The sequence below is a fragment of the Paracidovorax sp. genome, assembly GCF_057642795.1.
The window spans coordinates 67,357-85,864 of sequence record NZ_JBXYZY010000029.1 but is presented as its reverse complement, the minus strand read 5'-3'; the positions used below and the strand labels follow the sequence as shown (position 1 = coordinate 85,864).

The following is an 18,508-nucleotide window of genomic DNA, read 5'->3' as shown; positions in this document are numbered from 1 at the left end:
GCTCAGGCCCCGCCGCTGTCGCCCGCCGCGCCCGGCAGCGGAGCCAGGCCCAGCAGCCAGTCGCGGAAGCGCACCAGCGGCGCCAGGTGGGCGCGGGCTTCTGGGTAGCAGAGCCAGTAGCCCACGTCGCTGGTGTAGCCGCCCTGCGGCAGGGGCTCGGCCACCGTGCCGGCGGTGATCTCGTCCTGCGCCAGGCAGCGCGGCACCAGGGCCACGCCCATGCCCACCGAGACGGCGCGGATCATGGTCTGGAACTGGTCGAACTGCGGGCCCGAAAGCGTGTCGGCCACCGGCACGCCGTGGGTCTCGCTCCAGCGCTGCCAGGCCTCAGGCACGGTCACGTGGCGCAGCAGGGTGCAGCGCGCCACGTCGCGGAGGCTGCGCACGTCCAGCTCGCCCACGCCGTCGCGCGGCGCGATCAGCACCACGTCGTTGCCCGCCAGATAGTGCGAGCGCGCGCCTGGCCAGTGGCCGTCGCCGAAGAGGATGGAACAGTCCAGCTCGGGGTCGGAGAAGTCGTAGCCATGCACGTAGGGCACGAAGTGCAGCGTGAGCTGCGGGTGCAGCTGCTGCAGCTGCGGCAGGCGCGGAATGAGCCACTTGGCCGCGAAGGTGGGCAGGGCCGACAGGTGCAGCGCGCTGCCGCCGTCGCCGCCGCTGGTGATGAGCTCCAGCGTTGCCGCTTCGAGCCGCGCCAGCAGCGCGCTCACCGCCTTTTCGTAGCGCTCGCCGGCCGGGGTGAGCGACAGACGCTTGCGGCTGCGTTCGAAGAGGCTGATGCCCACCCAGCGTTCCAGCTCCTGTACCTGCTTGCTGACCGCGCTCTGCGTCAGGTGCAGGGCCTCGGCGGCGCGCGAGACGCCGCCGAAACGGGCCACGGTGCAGAAGGCCCGCAGCAGGTGCAGGGGCGGGTTGAGGCGGCGCAAGGACATGGTGCTGCGGGGTGTGTGGAAGAACGCTGCAGATTCAATACATTCTGAATTGGAATGTTATCAGGCACAGGCATTGCTTTTTATGGTCTGCCTATTCCGGTAATCTGACTACATCTTCAAAGGGAAAGTCTCCATGCAACGTCGTCATCTGCTGGCAGCTGCGGCTGCTGTTTCTGTCGCTCCTGGAATGTCCTTCGCGCAAGACAAGCCCCTGCGCATCGTCGTGCCCTTCCCGCCAGGCGGTGCTACCGACATCGCTGGCCGCGCGTTGCAGGAACCGCTGCAGCGCCTGCTGGGCCACCCGGTCGTCATCGACAACCGTGCCGGCGCGGGCGGCTCCATCGGCATGGCCGAAGTGGCCCGTGCGCCGGGCGACGGCCTGACCTTCGGCGTGGCCACGCTGTCCACGCATGGCGTGAATCCCGCCGTCTATGCCAAGCTGCCCTACGACCCCGTGAAGGACTTCGCCGGTGTCACCGAGATCGTCAAGGCGCCAGGCGTCATCGTGATCAACCCGCAGGTGCTGCCCGTGAAGGACTTCGCGGACCTGGTGAAGTACCTCAAGGCCAACCCCGGCAAGATCTCCTACGCTACCCCCGGCAACGGCACCATCGGCCATATGTGGGGCGAGTTGTTCAAGAGCAGCACGGGCACGGCCATGGTCCACATTCCCTACCGTGGTGCAGGCCCGGCCATCAATGACGTGCTGGGCGGGCAGGTGCCGGTGTATTTCGACCAGGTGGCCTCGTCGTTGCCCCATGTGAAGGCCGGCAAGCTCAAGGCTCTGGCCGTGTCCTGGCCGCAGCGGCTTGAGGTGCTGCCCGACGTGCCCACCTACGCCGAGCTGGGCTATCCGCAGGCCAACGAGCCGTCGTGGTTCGGCCTGGTGGCGCCCGCATCGACGCCCGCCGCGCAGGTGCTGCATGTGCAGCAGGCCGTGGCTGCGGCGCTCAAGGAGCCGGCGGTGCGCGATCGGCTCGCCGGGCAGGGGCTGTACCCCTCAGGCACCACGCCGGCGCAGTTCTCCCAGCAGATCGTGCGAGAGATCGAGAAGATGAAAAAGGTGGCGGCCTATGCCAAGATCAAGATCGAGTAAACACGCCGGAGCGATGTGCCTATGCAAGCCGTACTGAAGATCATCCACAGCCAGTACCAGCAGGCCGAGCCCGGTGCGGCGGGCGCACCCTGCGCGCCGTCCGCCCAGCGCATGGTCAGCACCGTGCCGGGGCGCACGCCGGTGGTGCTCGACTCGCCGCACAGCGGCACGGTCTATCCCGAAGACTTCCGCGCCGCGCTGGCCCTGCCCGTGCTGCGCCGCGCTGAAGACACGCATGTCGAGAAGCTCTACGCCTTCGCGCCGGCGCTGGGTGTGGGCTGGGTGGAGGCGCACTTCCCGCGCATCTACCTGGACGCCAACCGCGACACCACCGAGCTGGACGTGGATCTGCTCGACGGCGAGTGGACCGACCCCGTCACCACCGACCCGGTCGTACTGCAGAAGGTGCGGCTGGGCAAGGGCCTGATCTGGAAGTTCACCGACGAGGGCGTGCCCATCTACGGCCGCAAGCTGGGCGTGGACGAGATCCGCGCGCGCATCGACCGCTGCTGGCGCCCCTACCACCAGGCGGTGGCGCGGGAGATCGACGCGGCCCATGCGCGCCACGGCTACTGCATCCACATCAACTGTCACTCCATGCCCGCCGTGGCCGCCAGCCATGCCACGCTGCATCCGGGCCTGGTGCATGCCGACTTCGTGGTGGGCGATCGCGACGGCAGCACCGCCAGCCCGGCGCTCTCGAAAAAGCTCTGCGCCTTCCTCAAGGAGCGCGGCTACAGCGTGGACTACAACCACCCCTACAAGGGCGTGGAGCTGGTGCGCCGCTACGGCGACCCGGCCGCGCAGCGCCACAGCATCCAGGTGGAGATCAACCGCCGGCTCTACATGGACGAGCAGACCCTGGCCATCGAAGAGGCCGGCTTCGCCCGCCTGCAGGCCGACCTGAAGGCCATGGTGGAGATGCTGCTGGCCACCGACCCGCGCAGCTGACGGACCGGCGCAGCTCCGCTCTGGCTCCGCGCGCGGCGGCTCAGCGCCGCTGCAGCGCCGCCAGCAGCGAGGCCGTGACGATCAGCCCGCCGCCCAGCAGCGTGCGCGGCTGCAGCTGCGCGGCCGACAGCAGCACCGACGAGACGCTGGCGAACACCACCTCCGACAGCAGCACCACCGCCGTGGTGCCGGCTGCGAGGCGCGCGGCGCCGAACTGCAGCGCCCAGTTGCCCAGCAGCAGCAAGGCCGCCAGCACGGCGGCCGTCACCGCCCAGGTCGCGTTGAAGGCCGGAAAGGGCTCGACCACGCCGATTCGGCTACCGATGCTGGCCGCCGCCAGCGCCATCAGCAGGCAGCCGCCGAACATGGCGCACATGCGCGCCTGGCCGGGCGCGGCGCTCAGGCGGCGGAGCGTCACGTTGGTCATGGCGAACATGAAGCCGCCCAGCAGCGCCAGCCCGTCCGCCATCGAGAGGCCGTGCAGCAGCTGCCCGGGCGATGCGCCCGCCGGCACCAGCACCAGCAGCACGCCGCCGAAAGCCAGCAGCAGCCGCGCGAGTGCCATGGGCGTGGGCCGCTCGCCCAGGATGCGCCAGGCCAGCAACACCGCCCAGGCGGGCATCAGGTAGAAGAGCAGGATCACGCGCACCACGTCGCCCACCGTCACCGCCCAGTTGAAGGCCACGTTGTTGAGGCCCGAGCACACCGCCAGCAGCCAGAGCTGCGGGTGCGCGCGCAGCTGGGCGACGATCCCCGGGCGCAGCGCGAGCAGCGCGACCAGCACACCGAAGTACATGACCGCCGTGGCCCAGAGCGGGTGCAGCCCCGCGCCGTGCATCAGCCGGAACGGCCACCAGGCCAGCCCCCAGACCAGGGCGTTGAGCAGCAGGGCCAGGGCGGGCAGCAGGGAGGATGGCAACGGCATGTCCAAGGCAAAAAGCGGCTGCGGCGCGCTTTCCACCTCCGCGTGCAGCTATCAATAAAGGAGCAAAAGAGAGCGCAGGCCGGGCGCGGACCGGCTCAGTGATGGTGGTCGTGCCGGGCCAGGTGCAGCAGGTGCTCCACCTCGTCCGGGTAGGCCTGGCAGTTGTGGATGTGCCAGCGCTTGATGAGCCACATCACCCCCGCCACCACCAGCCCGAAGGCCGTGATGGCGCCGAACACCGACAGCCCCATCTTGAGCGACAGGCTGTAGAACGCGCCCAGGCCCAGGATGCAGGCCTGCTCGTTGAAGTTCTGCACGGCGATGGAGCGACCCGCGCCCATCAGGTTGTGGCCGCGGTGCTGCAGCAGCGCGTTCATGGGCACCACCAGGTAGCCGCCCAGCCCGCCCAGCAGGATCAGGAACGGCACGGCGACCCAGATGCTCTTGATGAACACCATCGCGATCAGCAGCAGGCCCATGGCGATGCCCAGCGGAATGACCTTGGTGGCCGCGTCCAGCCGCATGCGCATGGAAGCCACCACCGCGCCCACGGCCGTGCCGATGGCCACCACGCCCGTGAGCGCCGAGGCCTGCGTGGTGTTGTAGTGCAGGGCCGCGGCCGCCCAGGCCAGCACGATGAACTTGAGGTTGCCGCCCGCGCCCCAGAAGAGGGTGGTGGTGGACAGCGAGATCTGGCCCAGCTTGTCGCGCCACAGCCGGTTGTTGCAGGTCCAGAAGTCCGGCAGCATGGCCAGCGGGTTGCTCGGCATGGGGCGCATCTCGACGCCGGTGGCGGGGATGCGCGTGTTGAACCAGGCTGCGGCCAGGTAGAGCGCGATCATCGAGGCGATGGCCGCTTCGGCGGCGGTGTTCACGCCGGTGTCGATCAGCGGCATGTCGAAGGCCAGCAGATGGCCTGACACCACCGGCCCGATCAGCTGGCCGCCCAGCAGCACGCCCAGGATGATGGAGGCGATGGTCAGCCCCTCGATCCAGCCGTTGGCCTTGACCAGCTGCGAGGCGGGGAGCAGTTCGGTGAGGATGCCGTACTTGGCCGGCGAGTAGGCCGCAGCGCCCAGGCCCACCACCGCGTAGGAGATGAGCGGGTGCGAGCCGAACAGCATCATCAGGCAGCCCACCACCTTGATGGCATTGCTGATGAACATCACCCGCCCCTTGGGCATGGCGTCCGCAAAGGCGCCCACGAAGGGCGCCAGCACCACGTAGAACAGCGCGAACATGGGCACCAGGGCAGCGCGCTGCCACTCGGGGGCCCCACTGGTGCGCAGCAGCTCCACGGCGGCGACGAACAACGCGTTGTCGGCCAGCGAGCTGAAGAACTGCGCCGACATGATGGTGTAGAAACCGCGCTTCATCGGATGGCTGGGGCGTCGTGCATCAGTTGGACTGATGTCCTGTTAAATCTTGCAGAACTGCTGCAGGGACCGGCGGTTATATCACGCACCCCCAGGGGGGCAGTGCCAGAATTCCATGCTTGTTCCCCGTGGAAACTCCGTCATGCCGCGTCCCATCCTGGCCACCATCCATTCCGCTGCGCTGCAGCACAACCTGGCACGTGCCCGCCAGGCCGCGCCCGATGCGCTGGTCTGGGCCGTCGTCAAGGCCAATGCCTACGGCCATGGCATTGAGCGCGTGTTCGACGCGCTGCGCGCGGCCGACGGCTTCGCGCTGCTGGACCTGGCCGAGGCCGAGCGCGTGCGCGCCCTGGGCTGGCGCGGTCCCATCCTGCTGCTCGAAGGCGTGTTCGAGCCGCGCGACCTGGAGCTGTGCTCGCGCCTGGGCCTCTGGCACGCGGTGCACTGCGACGAGCAGATCGACTGGCTGGCCGCGCACAAGACGCAGGCGCCGCACCGCGTGTTCCTCAAGATGAATTCCGGAATGAACCGGCTGGGCTTCACGCCCGAGCGCTACCGCGCCGCCTGGGCGCGCCTCAACGCGCTCACGCAGGTCGATGAGATTTCGTTCATGACCCACTTCAGCGACGCTGACGGCCCGCGCGGCACCGACCACCAGATGGCCGTGTTCCGCCAGGCCACGCAGGACCTGCCCGGCGAGCGCAGCGTGTGCAACAGCGCCGCCACCCTGCGCCAGGGCACGGACGCCACCGTGCGCGGCGACTGGGTGCGCGCCGGCATCGTGCTCTACGGCAGCGCCCCCGACCATCCGGAGCGCACCGCGGCCGACTGGGGCCTGCAGCCCGCCATGACGCTGTCGTCCCGCATCATCGGCGTGCAGCATCTGCAGCCGGGCGATACCGTGGGCTATGGCTCCAGCTTCACGGCCGACCGCGCCATGACCATCGGCATCGTGGCCTGCGGCTATGCCGACGGCTATCCCCGCCACTGTGGCACCGGCACGCCCGTGCTGGTGAACGGCACGCGCACGCGCCTGGTGGGCCGCGTCAGCATGGACATGCTGAACGTGGACCTGACCGGCGTTCCCGGCGCGGGCATCGGCAGCGAGGTCACGCTCTGGGGGCGTTCTTCCAGCGGCACGATCCAGCCCATCGACGAGGTGGCACGCGCCGGCGGCACCATCGGCTACGAGCTGATGTGCGCGCTGGCGCAGCGCGTGCCGGTGGCCATGGCCGATTGACCCCCCCGGGGCACGTGCGGTGGCGCTGCCCGGTGTGCAAGCAAGCACCGGCAGTGCATATGGTTAACACGAATGGTTCTTTCATTGCCGGGCGCAGGCCCGGCATAGTGGTGTTCTTGCCCCCGTGGGCCCGGCTTCGCCAGAGAGCCGGCCGCCCCGGAACGATGAACCCGGCGACGACGCCACCGAGAGGACCCGACACACCATGCGCGCCCCCACCCCCCTGCTTGCCATCGCCGCCGCCGTGGCGGTCTTCGCCGCTGCGGCCCTGCCGGCCACGGCCGATGCCGCCACCTTCCGCTATGCGCGCTCGGCCGACCTGACCTCGTGGGACATCCACGCGCAGAACGTGGGCACGAACAACGCGCTGCATTCGGCCGTCTATGAAACGCTGGTCGAATACAACAGCAAGACCTTCAAGCCCGAGCCGCAGCTGGCCACCGGCTGGAAGCAGGTCAGCCCCACGCAGCTGCGCGTCAGCCTGCGCCAGGGCGTGAAGTTCAGCGACGGCTCGCCGCTCACGGCGGATGACGTGAAGTTCTCGCTGGAGCGCGCCAAGGCCAAGAGCTCCAACTACGCCGTCTTCACCCTGGGTATCGACCGCGTCGTGGTGGTGGACCCGCAGACCATCGACATCTTCTCGGACCTGCCCAACCCGGTGCTGGTCAACCAGCTGACCGAGCTGCGCATCATGAGCAAACCCTGGGCCGAGAAGAACAACACCACGATTCCGAAGGACATCAAGGTCAGCGAAGAGAACTACGCCCACCGCAACGCGCTGGGCACCGGCCCCTTCGTGCTCAAGTCGTGGTCGCCCGACCAGCGCGTGGTGCTGACGGCCAACCCGCTGTGGTGGGGCCGCGGCAAGTTCCCGGGCAACGTGACCGAGGTGGTCTACACGCCCATCAAGTCCGACGCCACGCGCACCGCTGCGCTGCTCTCGGGCGAGGTGGACTTCGTGATCGATCCCAGCCTGCAGGACGTGCCGCGCATCCGCCAGCAGCCCAACCTGAAGGTGCTGGACGGCGCCGAGAACCGCACCATCCTGCTGGGCATGGACCAGTTCCGCGACGAGCTGCCCGGCTCCAGCGTGAAGGGCAAGAACCCGCTCAAGGACGTGCGCGTGCGCCAGGCGCTCTACCAGGCCATCGACATCAACGCCATCCAGCGCGTGGTGCTGCGCGGCCTGGCCCAGCCCACCGGCACGCTCATCGCCCGGCAGGTCAACGGCTGGACGCCCAAGGCCGACGTGCGCTGGCCGTACGACGCCGCCGCCGCGCAGAAGCTGCTGGCCGACGCGGGCTACCCGCAGGGCTTCGAGGTGGACTTCGCCTGCAGCGCGGGCCGCTACATCAACGACGAGCAGCTCTGCCAGGCCATCACCGCCCAGTGGGCCAAGGTGGGCGTGAAGGCCAAGCTGCGCACGCTGCCCTTCGCCACCTATTTCCCGATGATCCAGCGCAACGAGGCCAGCATCTACCTGCTGGGCTGGGGCGTGCCGACCTTCGACGCGTTCTACACGCTGCAGTCGCTGGTGCGCTCGCCCGGCGCGGGCGGCGACGGCAACTTCAACCTGGGCCGGTTCAGCAATCCGCAGCAGGACGCGCTGATCGAGCGCATCAAGAAGGAAACCGACCCCGCCACGCGCAACGGCCTGATCGAGCAGGCGCTGGTCAAGGACCATGCGCTGATCTCGCACATCCCGCTCTACAACCAGATCATTCCGTGGGCCGCGTCCAAGAAGGTGGAGATCACCCACCGCGCCGACAACCGCATCGACTGGCGCCAGCTCAAGGTGAACTGAGGTGGCCGAAGCCGCGGGCGGACGGTGCTGGGGATTGCGCCGGGCCGCCCGCTCAGTCGGCCAGCGCCCGCTGCACCGCCGCGCGGGCGCCCACGCGCTCGAAGTGCGCATGCACCTTGGAAAAGCGCGCAATGTCCACGCCGTCGCTCTTCAGCCAGCCGGCGATGGTGAACAGATAGCCGTCGGCCACCGAATAGGCATCGCCCAGCACCCAGGGGCCCTGCAGGTAGTGGTCCTCGATCAGCGTGAAGCAGTCCGTCATGTTCTGCGGCACCTTGCGCTGGATGGCGGCGATGGCCTCGGGCTCGTCGGCCCAGCGGCTGGCGCGCGGGCGGTGGGCATGGGCCACGTGAACGGTGGAAGCCAGGTAGCTGTGCACCTCCTGCATGCGCGCGAAGCCGAATGCGTCCGTGGGCGCCAGCTGCGCCTGCGGAAAACGCTGGGCGATGTAGGCCAGCAGCGCCGGCGTTTCGGTCAGCACGCCGTGCTCGGTGACCAGCGCCGGCACCCGGCCCTTGGGGTTGATGGCGAGGTATTCAGGCGACTGCTGCTGGCGCGCGGAGAAATCGAGCCGTTCCAGGCGGTAGGGCACCTGTGCTTCTTCGAGCGCGATGCGCACGGCCTGTGCGCAGGTGCCGGCAGCGTAGTAGAGGGTGAGTTCGGACGAGGACATGGGTTCAAGGCGCCGGGGGCGCACCAGAGCTGAGGGTGCCCTGATGCTAATCCCGGGCCGCTACTTCAGCCCATCGCCAGTCGCCCCCAGCGCTCAGTTCGTGGTGCGCGGCATGCTGGCCGCATCCGATGCGGCAGCGGCCGGCGGCATGGAGCTGCCCGTGCCGGAATCGGTCGAACCCATGCCGCCCGTGCTGGTGCCGGAACCCGTGCCCATGCTGGAGCTGGAGCCCATGCCGGAACCCGTCGTGCCCGTGCCGGCGTCCGGTGCGGGCGTGGTCGGGGCGGAGGGCGACGGCGTCATGGGCGCCGAGCTGTTGGCCGGCTCGCCGGGCTTGGTGCGGTCGCAGGCGCTCAGGGCCAGTGCGGACACGACGACCAGGGGGGCTGCGATCCACCAGCGCGTGGAGGTGCGGGACAGTCGGGAAGAGGTCATGGAAGGCTCCTTGGTTCAACGTGGCGCGGCGAACCGCCGCTGGAGCGGAGATGCTCGGTGCGCGGGCAGGCCCCTCGGGTAGGAGGCGGCTGACATTGCAATGGCTTACCTCCGTTGACCTGTGGGAACGCCCCATGCCCTTGCGCGGTGGCCTGCGCGCCGCATCCCCGACAATGCCGCCTTTGCGCGGCCGGCCCCGGCCCGCCCGCGCCGACCCCCTTTCGAGCTGCGTTCCCATGGCCAAAGAAAAGACCCTCTACACCTGCACCGCCTGCGGCGGCACCAGCCCGCGCTGGCTGGGCAAGTGCCCCTCCTGCGGTGCCTGGAACACGCTGGTCGAGACTGTGGCCGAAGCCGGCCCCGGCAAGAACCGGCTGAGCGCGCCGGCCTACGCGGGCCTGGCGCAGGCGCAGGCGGTGACGCCGCTGGCCGCCATCGAGGCCACCGACGTGGCGCGCACGCCCAGCGGCCTGGACGAGCTGGACCGGGTGCTGGGCGGCGGCATCGTCGAAGGCGGCGTGGTGCTGATCGGCGGCGACCCGGGCATCGGCAAGTCCACCCTGCTGCTGCAGGCGCTGGATGCGCTGCAGCGCCTGGGCCTGCCCACGCTCTACGTGACGGGCGAGGAAAGCGGCGCGCAGGTGGCGCTGCGCTCGCGCCGGCTGGGGCTGGACCACAGCCAGGTCAACGTGCTGGCGGAAATCCAGCTGGAGAAGATCCTCGCCACCATCGACAGCACGCAGCCCGCGGTGGCCGTGATCGACTCCATCCAGACCGTCTATTCCGACCAGCTCACCAGCGCGCCGGGCTCGGTCGCCCAGGTGCGCGAATGCGCGGCCCACCTCACGCGGGCGGCCAAGACCTCGGGCGTCTCCATCATCCTCGTGGGCCATGTGACCAAGGAAGGCGCCCTGGCCGGCCCGCGCGTGCTCGAGCACATGGTGGACACGGTGCTGTACTTCGAAGGCGACACCCACAGCCAGTTCCGGCTGGTGCGCGCCATCAAGAACCGGTTCGGCGCGGTGAACGAGATCGGTGTCTTCGCCATGACCGAGAAGGGCCTCAAGGGCGTGACCAACCCCAGCGCCATCTTCCTGAGCCAGCACAGCGAGCCCGTGCCAGGCAGCTGCGTGCTGGTCACGCTGGAAGGCACGCGGCCCATGCTGGTGGAGATCCAGGCGCTGGTGGACGAGGGCGGGCCCAGCCCGCGCCGCCTGTCGGTGGGCCTGGATCGCGATCGCCTGGCCATGCTGCTGGCCGTGCTGCACCGCCATGCCGGCGTGGCCTGCATGGACCAGGACGTGTTCGTCAACGCCGTGGGCGGCGTGCGCATCAGCGAGCCCGCGGCCGACCTGGCGGTGATGCTGGCCATCACCAGCAGCCTGCGCGGCAAGCCGTTGCCCAAGGGCTTCCTCGCCTTTGGCGAAGTGGGGCTGGCGGGCGAGGTGCGCCCCGCTCCGCGCGGCCAGGAACGGTTGAAAGAGGCCGCCAAGCTGGGCTTCACCGTGGCCGTGGTGCCCAAGGCCAATGCGCCCAAGAAGCCGATCGAGGGGCTGACCATCCATGCGGTGGAGCGGGTGGAGCAGGCCATGGAGGTCGTGCGCGGGCTCTAGGGTCTTCGCCTACGCAGCTTCCACACCGGCGCAGCGGAATCGCCATAGGACAATGCGCGCCATGAATTTTCGCAAATACCTCGTTCCGGCCGGCATCCTGGTGCTGGTGGGCCTGGCCTGGCGCAGCTACGGCTGGCAGGGCGTCTTCGCCGTAGGCGGCGGCCTGATGATGTGGGCGCTGCTGCATTTCACGCGCCTCATGAACGTGATGAACAAGGCGGCCCAGCGCCCCATCGGCCATGTGGGCAGCGCCGTGATGCTGAACGCCCGGCTGCGCGAGGGCGTGAACCTGATGCACGTGGTGGCGATGACGCGCTCGCTCGGCCAGCCGCAGTCGCCCGAGGGCGAAGACCCGGAGATCTTCCGCTGGACGGACGGCACGCAGTCGCACGTGACCTGCGAGTTCCGCCGCGGCCGGCTGGTGCGCTGGGAGCTGGTGCGCCCGGCTGCGGACGAGGCCGCGCCGCAGACGCCCCAGCAGCAGGCGCAACCGGCCGCCGAAACGTAAAATCACGGGTTTTGCGACTTCCCGCAACCACACAAGGATGACGATGAGCCCCGTAGTTCCCTCGATGGCCGACCGTGACGGCAAGATCTGGATGGACGGCCAGATGGTGGATTGGCGCGATGCCAAGATCCACGTGCTGACCCACACGCTGCACTACGGCTGCGGCGCCTTCGAAGGCGTGCGCGCCTACAAGACCGAGCAGGGCACGGCCATCTTCCGCCTGCAGGAACACACCGAGCGCCTCTTCAACAGCGCCAAGATCCTGCGCATGGCCATCCCCTTCAGCAAGGAAGAAGTCAACGAGGCCCAGAAGGCCGTGGTGCGCGAGAACCAGCTCGAATCCTGCTACCTGCGCCCGCTGACCTGGATCGGTTCGCAGAAGCTGGGCGTGTCGCCCCGCGGCAACCAGATCCACCTGATGGTCGCGGCCTGGGCCTGGGGCGCCTACCTGGGCGAGGAAGGCATGCAGCGCGGCATCCGCGTCAAGACCAGCAGCTACACGCGCCACCACGTCAACATCACCATGACGCAGGCCAAGGCGGTGAGCAACTACACCAACTCCATCCTCGCGAACATGGAAGCCCTGGACGACGGCTACGACGAGGCGCTGCTGCTGGACGCGTCGGGCTTCGTGTCCGAAGGCGCGGGCGAAAACATCTTCGTCGTGAAGAACGGCGTGGTCTATACGCCCGACCTGTCGGCCGGCGCGCTCAACGGCATCACCCGCAACACCATCTTCCACATCTGCAAGGATCTGGGGATCGAGCTGGTGCAAAAGCGCATCACGCGCGACGAGGTGTACATCGCTGACGAGGCCTTCTTCACCGGCACTGCCGCCGAAGTCACGCCCATCCGCGAACTGGACCGCATCGCCATCGGCGCCGGCAGCCGCGGCCCGGTCACCGAGAAGATCCAGAAGGCCTTCTTCGATATCGTCAACGGCCGCAACCCCCAATACGCCCACTGGCTCACCAAGGTCTGATCGCCATGTCCCAAGCCGTCATCGAATTGCTCGCCAAGGATCTCAACCCCCAGGGCGGCGTCTTCTGCCCGAGCCCCAAGGCCGACATGAAGATCTGGAACAACCATCCCAAGGTCTATCTGGACGTGGCCCACACGGGCGAAGCCAAGTGCCCGTACTGCGGCACGGTGTACCGCCTGAAGGCGGGCGAAGTGGTCCACGCGGGCCACTGATCTCCGCAGGCCGGTAGGAGACTGCCGGCCTGTTCATTCCCCCGCCTCAGCGATGCCCGCTGCAGGCATGGCCCCAAAGGCTGCCCGGCCGGGGCTCGCCATGCCGCGCGAATAGGCGCGCGAAATGCCGCCGCTCGCCTCCGCGCAGCTTGACCAGCGGCGGCACCTGCGCGTCCGCCGGAACGAGGCACAGGCGCGGGTAGAGCAAATACCACTTCCAGCCCACGGCCTTCTGGTAGAAGAAAGCCGTGTCTTCCGCTTGAGCGAGTGCCAGGCGGTGCGCCGCGCCATCCCGGCGCAGCACCCGCTGCGCGGTGACGTGGCCCAGCAGATAGACCGGATCGGGAATGCCCTGCAGCAGTTGCGTCCAGCCGGGCTCCGCCTGCCGTGCGGCCAGATAGGCCGCCGTGCCTACCTCGAAGAGCGCATGGTGGAATTCGCGCTGCCATGCGGTGACGAAGGCGCCGCCGGCGGGCGCGCCGAAGGTCCAGTTCTCCACCACCGGGAACTGCGCGTCGTGCGTGTAGCCCTGCAGGTAGAAGCCCGCAAAGTCTGCGCCCTGCGCCTGGCGCATCGCCTCCAGCCAGTCGATCGGCCGGGTCAGCAGCACGGTCGCATCCAGCCAGTAGCCGCCGAAGCGGCTCACCAGATAGAGCCGGATCCAGTCCGACTGCTTGACCGGGTCGAGCCGCTCGAAGCCCTCGGGCCAGTCGGCCGGCGGCACGTGCTCGCGCACCGTCTGCTGGTTGAGCACCTGCACCTCGAAGCCCGGGCACTGCGCGCGCCAGTTGGCGATGCAGCGCTCCACGAAGGCGTCGGGCTGCACGCTGTGCCAGTAGCTCCAGATGCGGCGCGGAATGGCGGCGCTGGCCGCTGCTCCGTCGCCCGGGGCGGCGACCTGGGGCGCCGCGGCGGCATAGGCCGCTGCCATGCGCGGGCGCAGCCGGGCCAGCAAGGCATACACGGTGCGGAAGGCGGCAGCGGGGAGGGAATGTGTCATGGAGTCAGAGCAGCACCGAAATGCACGAAAGCGCGCGGATACGCGACGGCGGCATTCTGCACGCCGGCCACCGGGTTACGATCCGCGCCAATCGTTCGCATGAAACGATAGCGGCTGGTGCGAACCGATCTCGGGCGCGGCGCCAGGAATTCCCTAAGAATTTTTTTTCGATGCAAATTTCGTCTTATCTGGGCCCGTCGCCCTGGCAGCGCCAGTGGAACACCGCTGCGGCCTTTCTCGTGCTGGCGCTGTCCCTGACCGCTGCCTCGGGCTATTCCTACGGCGCGGTGATGCTGCTGCTGGGCGCTGTCGCCAGCCTGCCGCACTGGGTGCGGCACCGGCCCGACCGCGGCACGCTGGCGCTGGCCGCCATCTTCTTCGCCATGGGGCTGCTGTGGTGCGTGATGTCGGATGCGCGCGAAGGCATGGCGCAGTGGGACCGCTCCACCAAGTTCCTGCTCGGCACCGTGTGCCTGCTGTTCATCGCCAAGTTCCCGCCGCGCCCCCGGGCGCTCTTCTGGGGGCTGCTGCTGGGCTGCATCGGCGCGGGCTGCGTGGCGCTCTGGCAGGTGCGCGTGGAAGGCGCGCCGCGCGCCTCGGGCTTTCCGTCCAACCACACCAATGCCATCCAGTGGGGCAACCTGGCGCTGCTCCTGGGCGCCATGCTGGCGATGCAGCTGGTGGCGCTCTGGCGCCAGCTGCCGCGTGCCGTGCCCTGGGTGGGCGTGGCGGCGGCCCTGATGGCGCTCAACGCCTCGGTGCTGTCGCAGTCGCGCGGCGGCTGGCTGGCGCTTCTGCTGGCGCTGCCGCTGGGCATCTATCTCTTCCATCGCCTGCACCCCGGGCGGGTGCTGCGCATCGCGGGGGCGCTGCTCGCTGCGCTGGTGGTGCTGACGGCGATGAACTGGCGCCTGATCGAGCAGCGCTGGGAGCTGATGCACCAGGAGGTGACGCAGTACGACGACAACGCCCGCGCGGGCGCCGAAAGCTCGGTGGGCCAGCGGCTGGAGCACTGGCGCTTCGCCTGGGACCTGGGCCGTGAACGGCCGCTGACGGGCTGGGGCCTGGCCGGCTACATGCGCGAGAAGGACAAGCGCGTCGCGGCCGGCCTCTACCAGAAGTCCATCACCGAATACATCTACGTCCACAACGAGCCGCTGGACGTCTTCGTCAAGACCGGCATCGGCGGCGTGGCCCTGCTGCTGTGCTTCTACGGCGTGCCCTTCTTCCTTTTCTGGCCCAGCCGGCGCCGGCTGGCGGCGCTGGACAGCCTGCCCGAGGCCGAGCGCGCTCAGGTCGTGGCGCTGCGGCTCACCGGCGTGTGCATTCCCGTGCTCTACGTGGGCTTCGGGCTCACGCAGGTCTTCTTCGCGCACAACAGCGGGATCATGTTCTATCTCTTCTCCAACATGATCGTATGGTCCGCGCTGCTGGGCGCGGACCCGGCCTTGCGCGCATCCGCTGCCCGCACCTGAGGCCCCGGTGGCCGTCATGATGCTTCCATGAGCACGATGCCCCCGCTCTCCGCTGCACGCCGGCCGCGCGTGCTGCACTTCGTGACTGGCGGCTTCTCGGGCGCCACGCAGGTGGCCGTCGATCTGGTGCGCGCCCATGCCGCATCGGGCCGGTTCGAGGCGCTGCTCGCGCTGCGCGCCAAGCGCCGCACCACCACGCCCGAGCGCGTGGCCGCGCTGCGCGCCGAGGGGCTGGCGGTAGAACTGGTGCCCGGCTGGGCGCATGCCGCCACCGTGTGGCAGTTGGCGGCGCTGTGCCGGCGCTGGCAGCCCGACATCCTGGTCGCGCACGGTTTCAGCGAACACCTCTGGGGCCGCTATGCCGGCCTGCTGGCGGGCGTGCCCCGGCTGGTGCATGTGGAGCACAACTCCCGCGAGCGCTACACCGCCTGGCGGCTGGCGCAGGCGCGCTGGCTGGCGCGGCGCACGGCGGCCATCGTGGGCGTGTCCGAAGGCGTGCGCAGCACCCTGCTGGAGCGCGGCTTTCCGGCCGACCGCATCCATGCCATTCCCAACGGCGTGCGCCTTGAGCCTTTCGCCCAGGCCGAAGCCAGGCCGTTCGCCGCGCGCGAGCCGGGCATCGTCATGGCCGCGCGCTTCGCCCGCCAGAAGGACCATGCCACGCTGCTGCGCGCCGTGGCGCTGCTGCGCGATCGCGGCCTGACCCCGCCCGTGCGGCTGGCCGGCGGCGGCAAGGCCAGCGCCCGGCAGGCGGCCGAGCGGCTGGCGCAGGAGCTGGACCTGCTGCCCCAGGTGCAGTTCATCGGCCACTGCGCCGACGTGCCCGGGCTGCTGATGGGCCAGCAGATCTGCGTGCTCTCCACCCACTACGAGGGCATGCCGCTCTCGCTCATCGAAGGCATGGCCGCCGGCTGCGCCGTGGTGGGCAGCCGCGTGGTGGGCGTGCAGGAGGTGATCGCGCCCGGCCGCACCGGCCTGCTGGCCGAGCCCGGCGATGCCGCCTCGCTCGCCGATGCGCTGCAGCGCCTCTTGACCGACACCCCCGCCGCCGCCCGCATGGCCGCCGCCGCCCGCGAAGACGCCGTGGCGCACTACGGCCTGCCCACCACGACGGCGCGCTACGAAGCGCTGCTGCTCGGCCTGCTGCCGGCGGAGCCCGCCACGCCATGAGTCCTTTCGCTTCCGCGGCGCCGGCCGCCGCCACACCCTGGCTCAGCGTGCTCGTGCCCGTGTACAACGTTCGCGATTACCTGGCCGAATGCGTCGAATCCGTGCTGGCCCAGGCGCCGGCTGATGCGGGCGTCGAAGTGCTGCTGCTCGACGACTGCTCCACCGATGGCTCGGCCGAGGTCATGGCCGCGCTGGATGCCCGCTGGCCCGGCCGCCTGCGGCTGTTGCGGCATGAACGCAATGCCGGCCTGAGCGCCGCGCGCAACACCATGATCGACGCGGCGCGGGGCGACTACCTCTGGTTCCTCGACTCCGACGACAAGCTGCTGCCCGGCGCCATCGCCGGCCTGCGCGAGGTGGTGGGCCTGCACGCGCCCGATGCCGTGCTCTGCGACTTCGCCGTCTGGCGCGAGCGCCCGCGCCTGAAGCACCGCCTGCGCGGCGAACGCCATCGCAACACCTTCGCGGGCCCGCACGCCGCGCTGCGCCCCGGCGGCCCCGAGCTGCTGGCTGGCCTGCTGGCCACGGGCCAGCTGCATGCCTGGTCCAAGATCACGCGCCGCGCCCTCTGGCCGGCCTCGGTGCGCTTTCCGCCCGGCCGCTATTTCGAGGACATGGCCACCATGCCGCTGGCCCTGCTGGGCGCGCGCAGCTACTGGCATGTGCCGAAACCCTGGGTGGCCTACCGCCAGCGCGGCGGCAGCATCCTGTCCACCATGACCTTGCCCAAGGCCATGGACCAGTCCGCCGCGCTGCGGCCCTTCGGCGATGCGCTGCGCGGCCGGCCCGAGGCCGCAGACCCCGCCCTGCGCTTCGCCCTGGCCCACCAGTGCGCCCGCAGCCTGATGGGCGCCATGCGCGTGGTGGCCCGCGCCGCCGCCCAGCCCGGCGCGGATGCGGCGGCGCTGGACGCCGCGGCCGGCCGCATCCGCGCCGACTTCGCCGCCGCCTCGCCGCTGCCCGCCGAGGCGTTGGCCCAGGCCTATCTGCTGCGCGGCTGGTGGCTGCGGCGCCTGAAATTCCTGCGCGCCCACGCGCTGCGACCCCGATGACTTCTTCCGCTCCTTCCCGCCGCCCCTCGCTCAAGACGCGCGGCGAACTCTGGCTGGCACGCGGCCTGCGCCGGTTCTACGGCCTGTGGCCGCGCCGGCTCGAAACCTGCCCGCCGCCGGCCTTCGCGCTGCATGCCATCGCGCCCGCTGCGGGTGTGCCTTCGCCGGCCGCTGGCGACGATGGCGCCGCGCCGCGCCCCATTCCCCGCGTCATCTGGGCCTACTGGAAGGGCGATGCGCCGCCGCTGCTGATCCAGCGCTGCTTCGCCAACTGGCGGCGCATGAGCCCGGGCTACGAGATCCGCCTGCTGGACGACGTCTCCGCCCGCGCCTGGCTGCCGGAGATCCCGGCCGTGCTCGACCAGGTCTCGCCCGCCAAGCGCGCCGACTGGATCCGGCTGGAGCTGCTGCGCCTGCACGGCGGCATCTGGGTGGATGCCAGCAGCATCCTCACCGCGCCGCTGGACTGGGTGCTGGAGCAGCAGGCGCGCACGCCGGCCGACTTCGTGGGCTTCTACCTGGAGCGCCACACCCGCGACGCCGCCTATCCGGTGGTCGAGAACTGGTTCATGGCCGCGCCGCCGGGCAGCCGCTTCATCGCCGATCTGCAGCACGAATTCACCACTCAGGTCATCCACCGCACGGGCCACGAGTACATCGCCCACCTGCAGTCGCTGGGTATCTACGAGGACGTGCGCCAGCATATCGACGCGCCCGACTACCTCAGCATGCACCTGGCGCTGCAGTTCGTGCTGCGCACGCGCGGCGGCTACCGGCTGGCGCTGGCCCGCGCCGAAGACGGGCCGTTCTACTACCACGTGCTCGGGCGCTGGGGCCGCACGCCGCTCAAGCTGCGGCTGCTGTTCTCGCGGCCCACGGGCGCGCTGCCGCCGCTCATCAAGCTGCGCTCGCCAGACCGCCGGCGGCTGGACGACTACCTGGAGCGCGGGCTCTACCTGCCGGACAGCATCGCCGGACAGCAGCTCATGGCCGGAACGGGCAAGGGCACTGCGCGCTGATTGCTATAAAAAGAATAGCTATGGGCGCTTGATTCGCCTGCGCTG

Annotated in this window: 18 protein-coding genes; 12 read left to right on the top strand and 6 right to left on the bottom strand. The window is 69.9% G+C overall.

The annotated features are described in order from the left end of the window. Window positions 1-2: 2 nt before the first annotated feature. Window positions 3-932, bottom strand: coding sequence for a LysR substrate-binding domain-containing protein (locus AC3A84_RS11615; protein WP_487969776.1), 930 nt, complete (start codon window positions 930-932; stop codon window positions 3-5). Between the two features lie 133 nt (window positions 933-1,065). Between AC3A84_RS11615 and AC3A84_RS11610 the strand changes: the two genes are divergently transcribed. Beyond that, window positions 1,066-2,028, top strand: a complete 963-nt coding sequence (locus AC3A84_RS11610) for a Bug family tripartite tricarboxylate transporter substrate binding protein (RefSeq protein ID WP_487969775.1) — start codon at window positions 1,066-1,068, stop codon at window positions 2,026-2,028. A gap of 21 nt (window positions 2,029-2,049) precedes the next feature. Continuing rightward, complete coding sequence (locus AC3A84_RS11605) at window positions 2,050-2,979, top strand: N-formylglutamate amidohydrolase (protein WP_487969774.1); 930 nt, start codon at window positions 2,050-2,052, stop codon at window positions 2,977-2,979. A 40-nt stretch (window positions 2,980-3,019) separates the two neighbouring features. On the opposite strand, the gene AC3A84_RS11600 is transcribed toward AC3A84_RS11605, so the two are convergent. Beyond that, window positions 3,020-3,904, bottom strand: coding sequence for a DMT family transporter (locus AC3A84_RS11600; RefSeq protein WP_487969773.1), 885 nt, complete (start codon window positions 3,902-3,904; stop codon window positions 3,020-3,022). Between the two features lie 95 nt (window positions 3,905-3,999). Continuing rightward, window positions 4,000-5,280 (bottom strand): lysophospholipid transporter LplT, encoded by a 1,281-nt coding sequence (gene lplT, locus AC3A84_RS11595; RefSeq protein WP_487969772.1) that lies wholly within the window; start codon window positions 5,278-5,280, stop codon window positions 4,000-4,002. A 142-nt stretch (window positions 5,281-5,422) separates the two neighbouring features. Here lplT and alr point away from each other — a divergent pair, with 142 nt between their 5' ends. Beyond that, entirely contained in the window at window positions 5,423-6,520 is a 1,098-nt protein-coding gene (alr, locus tag AC3A84_RS11590; RefSeq protein ID WP_487969771.1) for an alanine racemase, read from the top strand. A 205-nt stretch (window positions 6,521-6,725) separates the two neighbouring features. After that, window positions 6,726-8,324, top strand: a complete 1,599-nt coding sequence (locus tag AC3A84_RS11585) for an ABC transporter substrate-binding protein (RefSeq protein ID WP_487969770.1) — start codon at window positions 6,726-6,728, stop codon at window positions 8,322-8,324. Window positions 8,325-8,376: 52 nt separating this feature from the next. Here AC3A84_RS11585 and AC3A84_RS11580 read toward each other — a convergent pair whose 3' ends face one another. Continuing rightward, a complete protein-coding gene (locus tag AC3A84_RS11580; RefSeq protein ID WP_487969769.1) occupies window positions 8,377-8,997 on the bottom strand; it encodes a glutathione S-transferase family protein in 621 nt (206 codons plus the stop codon). 93 nt (window positions 8,998-9,090) lie between these two features. Continuing rightward, window positions 9,091-9,432: a hypothetical protein gene (locus tag AC3A84_RS11575; protein WP_487969768.1), complete on the bottom strand. Its 342-nt coding sequence runs from the start codon at window positions 9,430-9,432 to the stop codon at window positions 9,091-9,093. Window positions 9,433-9,668: 236 nt separating this feature from the next. Between AC3A84_RS11575 and radA the strand changes: the two genes are divergently transcribed. The 4 genes from radA (at window position 9,669) to AC3A84_RS11555 (ending at window position 12,747) form a co-directional block, all read left to right on the top strand. Beyond that, complete coding sequence (gene radA / locus AC3A84_RS11570) at window positions 9,669-11,045, top strand: DNA repair protein RadA (protein WP_092937947.1); 1,377 nt, start codon at window positions 9,669-9,671, stop codon at window positions 11,043-11,045. Window positions 11,046-11,106: 61 nt separating this feature from the next. Continuing rightward, window positions 11,107-11,553, top strand: a complete 447-nt coding sequence (locus AC3A84_RS11565) for a glycerate kinase (RefSeq protein WP_487969767.1) — start codon at window positions 11,107-11,109, stop codon at window positions 11,551-11,553. Window positions 11,554-11,596: 43 nt separating this feature from the next. Beyond that, window positions 11,597-12,535 (top strand): branched-chain amino acid transaminase, encoded by a 939-nt coding sequence (locus AC3A84_RS11560; RefSeq protein WP_092937949.1) that lies wholly within the window; start codon window positions 11,597-11,599, stop codon window positions 12,533-12,535. A gap of 5 nt (window positions 12,536-12,540) precedes the next feature. Further along, entirely contained in the window at window positions 12,541-12,747 is a 207-nt protein-coding gene (locus tag AC3A84_RS11555; protein WP_092937951.1) for a zinc-finger domain-containing protein, read from the top strand. A 46-nt stretch (window positions 12,748-12,793) separates the two neighbouring features. On the opposite strand, the gene AC3A84_RS11550 is transcribed toward AC3A84_RS11555, so the two are convergent. Next, window positions 12,794-13,747, bottom strand: coding sequence for a glycosyltransferase family 32 protein (locus AC3A84_RS11550; RefSeq protein WP_487969766.1), 954 nt, complete (start codon window positions 13,745-13,747; stop codon window positions 12,794-12,796). A gap of 170 nt (window positions 13,748-13,917) precedes the next feature. Between AC3A84_RS11550 and AC3A84_RS11545 the strand changes: the two genes are divergently transcribed. From AC3A84_RS11545 to AC3A84_RS11530, 4 genes are read left to right on the top strand one after another with little or no spacing between them, the layout of a single operon-like run. Continuing rightward, the gene (locus AC3A84_RS11545; RefSeq protein WP_487969765.1) at window positions 13,918-15,222 is read left to right on the top strand and encodes an O-antigen ligase family protein; all 1,305 of its coding nucleotides are present in this window, start codon (window positions 13,918-13,920) and stop codon (window positions 15,220-15,222) included. Between the two features lie 36 nt (window positions 15,223-15,258). Next, the gene (locus AC3A84_RS11540) at window positions 15,259-16,392 is read left to right on the top strand and encodes a glycosyltransferase (RefSeq protein WP_487970067.1); all 1,134 of its coding nucleotides are present in this window, start codon (window positions 15,259-15,261) and stop codon (window positions 16,390-16,392) included. Further along, window positions 16,389-17,444, top strand: a complete 1,056-nt coding sequence (locus tag AC3A84_RS11535; protein WP_487969764.1) for a glycosyltransferase family 2 protein — start codon at window positions 16,389-16,391, stop codon at window positions 17,442-17,444. Before AC3A84_RS11540 ends, AC3A84_RS11535 begins: the two co-directional genes overlap by 4 nt. Beyond that, window positions 17,441-18,463: a glycosyltransferase family 32 protein gene (locus AC3A84_RS11530; RefSeq protein WP_487969763.1), complete on the top strand. Its 1,023-nt coding sequence runs from the start codon at window positions 17,441-17,443 to the stop codon at window positions 18,461-18,463. The genes AC3A84_RS11535 and AC3A84_RS11530 overlap by 4 nt, the downstream gene beginning before the upstream one ends. Window positions 18,464-18,508 lie beyond the last annotated feature (45 nt).

What these genes read in the sequence shown, in the direction of transcription:
- AC3A84_RS11615 (WP_487969776.1), bottom strand. Translation starts at nt 932, where the DNA reads ATGTCCTTGCGCCGCCTCAACCCGCCCCTGCACCTGCTGCGGGCCTTC.
- AC3A84_RS11610 (WP_487969775.1), top strand. Translation starts at nt 1,066, where the DNA reads ATGCAACGTCGTCATCTGCTGGCAGCTGCGGCTGCTGTTTCTGTCGCT.
- AC3A84_RS11605 (WP_487969774.1), top strand. Translation starts at nt 2,050, where the DNA reads ATGCAAGCCGTACTGAAGATCATCCACAGCCAGTACCAGCAGGCCGAG.
- AC3A84_RS11600 (WP_487969773.1), bottom strand. Translation starts at nt 3,904, where the DNA reads ATGCCGTTGCCATCCTCCCTGCTGCCCGCCCTGGCCCTGCTGCTCAAC.
- lplT (WP_487969772.1), bottom strand. Translation starts at nt 5,280, where the DNA reads ATGAAGCGCGGTTTCTACACCATCATGTCGGCGCAGTTCTTCAGCTCG.
- alr (WP_487969771.1), top strand. Translation starts at nt 5,423, where the DNA reads ATGCCGCGTCCCATCCTGGCCACCATCCATTCCGCTGCGCTGCAGCAC.
- AC3A84_RS11585 (WP_487969770.1), top strand. Translation starts at nt 6,726, where the DNA reads ATGCGCGCCCCCACCCCCCTGCTTGCCATCGCCGCCGCCGTGGCGGTC.
- AC3A84_RS11580 (WP_487969769.1), bottom strand. Translation starts at nt 8,997, where the DNA reads ATGTCCTCGTCCGAACTCACCCTCTACTACGCTGCCGGCACCTGCGCA.
- AC3A84_RS11575 (WP_487969768.1), bottom strand. Translation starts at nt 9,432, where the DNA reads ATGACCTCTTCCCGACTGTCCCGCACCTCCACGCGCTGGTGGATCGCA.
- radA (WP_092937947.1), top strand. Translation starts at nt 9,669, where the DNA reads ATGGCCAAAGAAAAGACCCTCTACACCTGCACCGCCTGCGGCGGCACC.
- AC3A84_RS11565 (WP_487969767.1), top strand. Translation starts at nt 11,107, where the DNA reads ATGAATTTTCGCAAATACCTCGTTCCGGCCGGCATCCTGGTGCTGGTG.
- AC3A84_RS11560 (WP_092937949.1), top strand. Translation starts at nt 11,597, where the DNA reads ATGAGCCCCGTAGTTCCCTCGATGGCCGACCGTGACGGCAAGATCTGG.
- AC3A84_RS11555 (WP_092937951.1), top strand. Translation starts at nt 12,541, where the DNA reads ATGTCCCAAGCCGTCATCGAATTGCTCGCCAAGGATCTCAACCCCCAG.
- AC3A84_RS11550 (WP_487969766.1), bottom strand. Translation starts at nt 13,747, where the DNA reads ATGACACATTCCCTCCCCGCTGCCGCCTTCCGCACCGTGTATGCCTTG.
- AC3A84_RS11545 (WP_487969765.1), top strand. Translation starts at nt 13,918, where the DNA reads ATGCAAATTTCGTCTTATCTGGGCCCGTCGCCCTGGCAGCGCCAGTGG.
- AC3A84_RS11540 (WP_487970067.1), top strand. Translation starts at nt 15,259, where the DNA reads ATGCCCCCGCTCTCCGCTGCACGCCGGCCGCGCGTGCTGCACTTCGTG.
- AC3A84_RS11535 (WP_487969764.1), top strand. Translation starts at nt 16,389, where the DNA reads ATGAGTCCTTTCGCTTCCGCGGCGCCGGCCGCCGCCACACCCTGGCTC.
- AC3A84_RS11530 (WP_487969763.1), top strand. Translation starts at nt 17,441, where the DNA reads ATGACTTCTTCCGCTCCTTCCCGCCGCCCCTCGCTCAAGACGCGCGGC.